Annotated in this window: 6 protein-coding genes; 1 reads left to right on the forward strand and 5 read right to left on the reverse strand. The window is 71.8% G+C overall.

What is annotated here, in order from left to right:
• A partial coding sequence (locus FV223_RS19595) for a ring-opening amidohydrolase (RefSeq protein ID WP_147728575.1) occupies positions 1 to 839 on the reverse strand: 839 nt, incomplete at its 3' end.
• Positions 836 to 1,540 (reverse strand): isochorismatase family cysteine hydrolase, encoded by a 705-nt coding sequence (locus FV223_RS19600; protein ID WP_147728576.1) that lies wholly within the window; start codon positions 1,538 to 1,540, stop codon positions 836 to 838. The genes FV223_RS19600 and FV223_RS19595, both read right to left, overlap by 4 nt.
• Positions 1,541 to 1,931: 391 nt before the next feature.
• Between FV223_RS19600 and FV223_RS19615 the strand changes: the two genes are divergently transcribed.
• Entirely contained in the window at positions 1,932 to 2,246 is a 315-nt protein-coding gene (locus FV223_RS19615) for a BrnA antitoxin family protein (RefSeq protein ID WP_147728577.1), read from the forward strand.
• Between the two features lie 5 nt (positions 2,247 to 2,251).
• Here FV223_RS19615 and FV223_RS19620 read toward each other — a convergent pair whose 3' ends face one another.
• The 3 genes from FV223_RS19620 to FV223_RS19630 form a co-directional block, all read right to left on the reverse strand.
• The gene (locus FV223_RS19620) at positions 2,252 to 3,280 is read right to left on the reverse strand and encodes a formamidase (RefSeq protein WP_147728578.1); all 1,029 of its coding nucleotides are present in this window, start codon (positions 3,278 to 3,280) and stop codon (positions 2,252 to 2,254) included.
• 8 nt (positions 3,281 to 3,288) lie between these two features.
• Positions 3,289 to 4,212: an ABC transporter permease gene (locus FV223_RS19625; RefSeq protein ID WP_147728579.1), complete on the reverse strand. Its 924-nt coding sequence runs from the start codon at positions 4,210 to 4,212 to the stop codon at positions 3,289 to 3,291.
• 31 nt (positions 4,213 to 4,243) lie between these two features.
• Positions 4,244 to 5,060 (reverse strand): ABC transporter permease (locus tag FV223_RS19630; protein ID WP_147728580.1); only part of this gene is annotated, 817 nt, incomplete at its 5' end.

Here is a 5,060-nt window from a genome sequence, read left to right on the forward strand (position 1 = left end):
CTCGCGATGAAGAACAGCGTGCCGGTCACCACCAGCAGCCGGGCGTCGAAGGTGCGCATGATCAGCGGCATCATCGGGAACAGCAGCCGCAGCGGGCCGGACCAGCCGGCGCCGCGCCCGAGCACCACGATCTCGTGGCCCATCAGCTCGATCCCGGCCGAGGCCGAGGCGCGCGACGAGGCGAGCGAAAAGTCCCGGCCGATCGCGGCCTCCTCCAGCGCGCCGACCTCGCCGAGCGCCGCGGCGATGCCGAGGGAGGCGGCCGCGCGCGAGAGGCCCATGGATTTCAGCGTGTCGGCGGTGGCGCAGTCCGCGTCGCGGCCGCGCGCCTCGGCGATCCGCTCCGAGGTGAGGAGCGGGCACTTCACCTGGACGAAGTGCACCTCGTCCGGATCGACGATCCCGGCCGCGCGCATCGCCGCGCGCACGCCGTCGGCCACCGACGCGACCTGGGCCAGGCGCCCGACCTGCTCGGGCCGGAGGTCGGCGGTGTGGGCGTGGCCGATGGCGAGCGCGCCGGGCACGGCGGCCTCGTCGGCCTCGCGCACCTCGAACACGGTGACGTGCGGGGACAGGCCGCCCTCGGTCCCGCCCGACATGACGAGGCAGACCCGCTCGGCGGCCTCCGGGCCGGCGTGCCGACCCAGCAGGTCGCGCAGGGCGCGGGCGGCGAGCCCCCGGGTCCAGTCGTTGACCAGGCCGTTGCCCTCGGTCTTGCCGAAGATCGCGACGATCGCGCCCGGCACGATCCGGCCCTCCGCGATCGCGCGTTCCAGGCCGGAGACGTCGTCCGGGGCGGCGGTGGCGATGCGGTGGACGACGGCGCGGCGGGTGCTCATGCGGCGGCGAGCGCGGCGATGACGGCGTCGGTGTCGGAGACCGCGCCGAACACCCCGCCCTGCATCGTCACCATGCGAAGCGCCGCCGCGTGGTTCTCCGGATCGGTGGCGCCGCAGGCGTCGCCCAGCACCACGCATTCGAAGCCGCGGTCGTTGGCCTCCCGCATGGTGGTGGAGACGCAGACGTCGGTGGTGATGCCGGTGAGCACAAGGTTGCGGATGCCGCGGGTGCGCAGGATCAGCTCGAGGTCGGTGGCGCAGAACGAGCCCTTGCCGGGCTTGTCGATCACCACCTCGCCGGGGAGCGGCGCGAGCTCCGGGATGATCTCCCAACCGGGCTCGCCGCGGACCAGGATCTTGCCGCAGGGCCCGGGGTCGCCGATGCCGGCGCCGATCCGGCGCGAGCGCCAGCGCTTGTTCTCCGGCAGGTCGGAGAGGTCGGGCCGGTGGCCCTCGCGGGTGTGGATGATCGTGTAGCCGGCCCCACGCATCGCAGCGAGCAGGCGGGCGATCGGCGCGATCGGCGCGCGGGTCAACGACAGGTCGTAGCCCATCGCGTCGACGTAGCCGCCGTCGCCGCAGAAATCGATCTGCATGTCGATGATGACGAGCGCGGTGTTCCCCGGCCGCAGGTCGCCGTCGTAGGGCCACGGGTAGGGCTCGGCGGCGACGGTGCCCGCGGGCGAGGACGTCGTGCTCATGCGGCCTCGCCCTGTCGGCTTGACGAACGAATGTCCGCTGACGGAGATCGTCGTGACGTGCGCTCGATTCGGAATGCCGCGAACGAGCGCGGGACGAGTATTGCCCTTCGCCGCACGCGCTCTTCCCTCCCCCCTCTGCGGGGGAGGGTGGGCCTCGCGTCAGCGAGGGTCGGGAGAGGGGAGCGACCTCTCCGGATACGGCGCTCCCCTCTCCCCCCCTGCTCCGCAGGGTACCCTCCCCCGCAGAGGGGGGAGGGAGAACGCCTGGCGGCCAAATCGCCGACGGATTTCCTAGCTGATACGATTCGCGAGACGACCGAGGCCGGCGGGGAGATCGAGGTCATCCGCATCATCTCCGCCCGCAAGGCCGATCGTTCGGAAAGGCGACGCTATGAACACGAAGCTGGTTAGCTACGAGATCGACCTCGCCAATCCGCCGACGCTGAGCGAGGCGCAGACGGCGGAGCTGGAGGCCCTTGCGGCGAAGCCGGACGCGGAGATCGACCACAGCGACATCCCGACCCTGACGGAGGCGTTCTGGCAGAACGCCGTGCGCAACCCGTTCTACCGCCCGGTCAAGACCTCGACGACGGTGCGGATCGATGCCGACGTGCTGGGCTGGCTGCGGGCGCCCGGGCGCGGCTACCAGACCCGCATCAACGCGATCCTGCGCCGCGAGATGCTGGCGGCGTTGAGGAAGGGCTGAGGCCCTCACTCCGCCGCCTCGCGCGCGGCCGGCGCCTGGCCGGCGCCGTAGGAGCGGGTCGGCGCGACGAAGCCGCAGGACGTGCCGTCCACGACCTTTACCTGATCCTCCCACGGCAGCCTGTACCGGCCGGCGGCGAGGTCGTGCATGTAGGTGTAGGGGCAGTCCTGCGCGCCGCCCTTCACCGCCGTGTAGCCGCGGTGGCCGAGCTGGTAGATGTTGTTCTCGACGCCCCAGTGGATCCGCGCCTCGCGCACGAGGTCGGGCCGGACCTCGGCGGTGATGATCTCGTCGACGCGGCCGGTGGTGCCGTGGGCGAGGATCGCCCCGTCGAAGTTGCAGACCATGCCCTCGCCCATCGAGTCGAAGGTGCCGTCCGAGCCGCACAGGCAGACGTTGGCGGTGACCATCAGGTTGCAGAAGGCGTTCGACTGGTTGGTGAAGCGCCAGGATTCGCGGATCGGCGCGGTGTAGCCGGCCGTGCGGATCATGATCTCGGCGCCCTTGTAGGCGCATTCGCGCGCCATCTCCGGGAACATCCCGTCGTGGCAGATGATCAGGGCGAGCTTGGCGCCCTTCGGCCCGTCGATCACCGGGATGCCGAGGTCGCCGGGCTCCCACGGCTCCACCGGCACCCAGGGGTGCATCTTGCGATAGTACAGCTTCACGTCGCCGGCATCGTCGATGATCAGGCCGGTGTTGTAGGGCGCGCCGTGCGGGTTGAGCTCCATGATGGAGAAGCAGCCCCAGATCCGGTTGTCGACGCAGGCCTTGCGGAAGGCGGCGACCTCCGGCCCGTCCATCCGGCACATCAGCTCCGGCCGGGTGTCCATCGACAGGCCGTGGAGCGCGTATTCGGGAAACACCACGAGATCCATGCTCGCCATGTTGGCCCGCGCCTTGGCGACCATCGCCACGATCCGGTCGGCCTGCGCGCCCAGGTCGGCCGGCGTCTCGACCTTCGGCAGCTTCAGCTGGACGAGGCCGACGACGACGCCGTTCGGGGATTTGTTCAGCCCACCGAGACCGTTCATGCGAAACCTTATTTCGAGAGGGAGAGCTCGCCCGGCGCGCCGGCCAGCGCCCGGTCGGGCGACGAGGTGGCGATCAGCAGGGCCAGGGTGAGGACGTAGGGTGCGGCGTAGTACAGGTAGTAGCCCTGCGTGACGCCGACCGATTGCAGCGCCGGCCCGAGCGCCCCGGCGCCGCCGAACAGCAGGGCCGCGGCGAAGCACGCGAGCGGGTTCCAGCGGGCGAAGATCACCAGCGCCACCGCCATCAGCCCCTGGCCCGAGGAGATCCCCTCGTTCCACGAGCCCGGATAGTACAGCGACAGGTAGGCGCCGCCGATCCCGGCGAGCACGCCGCCGGCGGCGGTCGCGAAGAGCCTCACGCGGTCGACGTCGTAGCCCATGGCACGCGCCGCGTCGGCGCTGTCGCCGACGACGCGCACGATCAGCCCGGCCTTGGTGTTGCGGAACGCCCACCACAGGAACACCGCGAGCGCGGCGCCGACGAGGAACAGCACGTTGACGCGCAGCGCCGCCTGGATCTGCGGCACGTCCGACCAGAACCCGAACGGGATCGCCGGAAGCGGCGGCGCCGAGGGCTGGATGAAGGCCTTGCCGAAGAAGAAGGCCAGCCCGGTGCCGAACAGCATCAGGGCGATGCCGACCGCCACGTCGTTGACCCGCGGCAGGCGGCAGACGAACCCGTGCAGCAGCCCGAAGGCGCCGCCGGCGAGCCCTGCCACCGCGACGCCGGCCCAGGGCGAGCCGGTGAGCACCGCGGTGGCGTAGGCCGACATCGCGCCGAACACGAGGGTGCCCTCGAGGCCGAGGTTGATCCGCCCCGAGCGCTCGGTGATGGTCTCGCCGAGGCTGACGAACAGGAACGGCGTCGAGACGCGGATCGCGCCGCCGACCACCGCGATCAGGACGCTCCAGAGCCCGAGATCGCCGCTCATCGCCCGCCCTCCGCCGCGCTCATGCGGGAGCTCATGCGGGCGCTCCCGCCGGCAGCGCGGCGGCGGCGCGCTTGGTGGCCCACAGGTGCGGGCTGAACAGGTGCAGGCGCCCGTAGAGCGTCTCGCTGGCGAGCACCACGAGGAACAGCAGCCCCTCCAGCACCAGCACGGTGGCGTCGGGCAGCTGCATCCGGCGCTGGATCAGCCCGCTCGACGCCTCGATCCCGCCGAGCAGGAACGCGACCGGCATGATCGCGATCGGGTTCTGGCGGGCGAGGAAGGCGACGAGGATGCCGGTGTAGCCGTAGCCGGCGGCCAGCGTGCCGTTGGCGGTGCCCTGCACTGCGACCACCTCGAAGAACCCGGCGAGCGCCGCGAAGGCGCCGCCGAGGGCGGTGAAGCCGACGATCAGCCGCCCGACCGGCAAGCCCTGGATCTGGGCGGCGCGCACGTTGCCGCCGGCGATCCGCGCGGCGAAGCCCAGCGTCGTGCGGTCCATCAGCACGTAGGCGACGAGGCAGGACAGGACGCCGACGCCGAGGCCCCAATGCACCCCGATCCCCGGCATCGGCGCGAGCATGAAGGCGTCGCCGACGGGCAGCGTCGAGGGCTTGTTGAGGCTCGCCGGATCGCGCAGCCAGCCCTCGATCAGGTGGTTGGAGAGCGCGATGGCGATGTAGGACAGCAGCAGGCTCGAGATCGTGGCGTTGACGCCGCGATAGGCCTGCAGGAAGCCGACGGCGCCGATCCAGACCGCGCCGACCAGCGCCGCGGCGAGCGCCATCAAGGGGATCGCGAGCGCGGGCGGAAGGGCTGCCAGCGGCTGGGCCGCGGCGGCGGCGCTGAGG

It is taken from the genome of Methylobacterium sp. WL116, from assembly GCF_008039455.1.
Classification (GTDB): Bacteria; Pseudomonadota; Alphaproteobacteria; order Rhizobiales; family Beijerinckiaceae; genus Methylobacterium.

Bases quoted from the DNA above. Each gene is read 5' to 3' on its own strand.
- FV223_RS19600 (WP_147728576.1), bottom strand. From the start codon at position 1,540: ATGAGCACGACGTCCTCGCCCGCGGGCACCGTCGCCGCCGAGCCCTAC.
- FV223_RS19615 (WP_147728577.1), top strand. From the start codon at position 1,932: ATGAACACGAAGCTGGTTAGCTACGAGATCGACCTCGCCAATCCGCCG.
- FV223_RS19620 (WP_147728578.1), bottom strand. From the start codon at position 3,280: ATGAACGGTCTCGGTGGGCTGAACAAATCCCCGAACGGCGTCGTCGTC.
- FV223_RS19625 (WP_147728579.1), bottom strand. From the start codon at position 4,212: ATGAGCGGCGATCTCGGGCTCTGGAGCGTCCTGATCGCGGTGGTCGGC.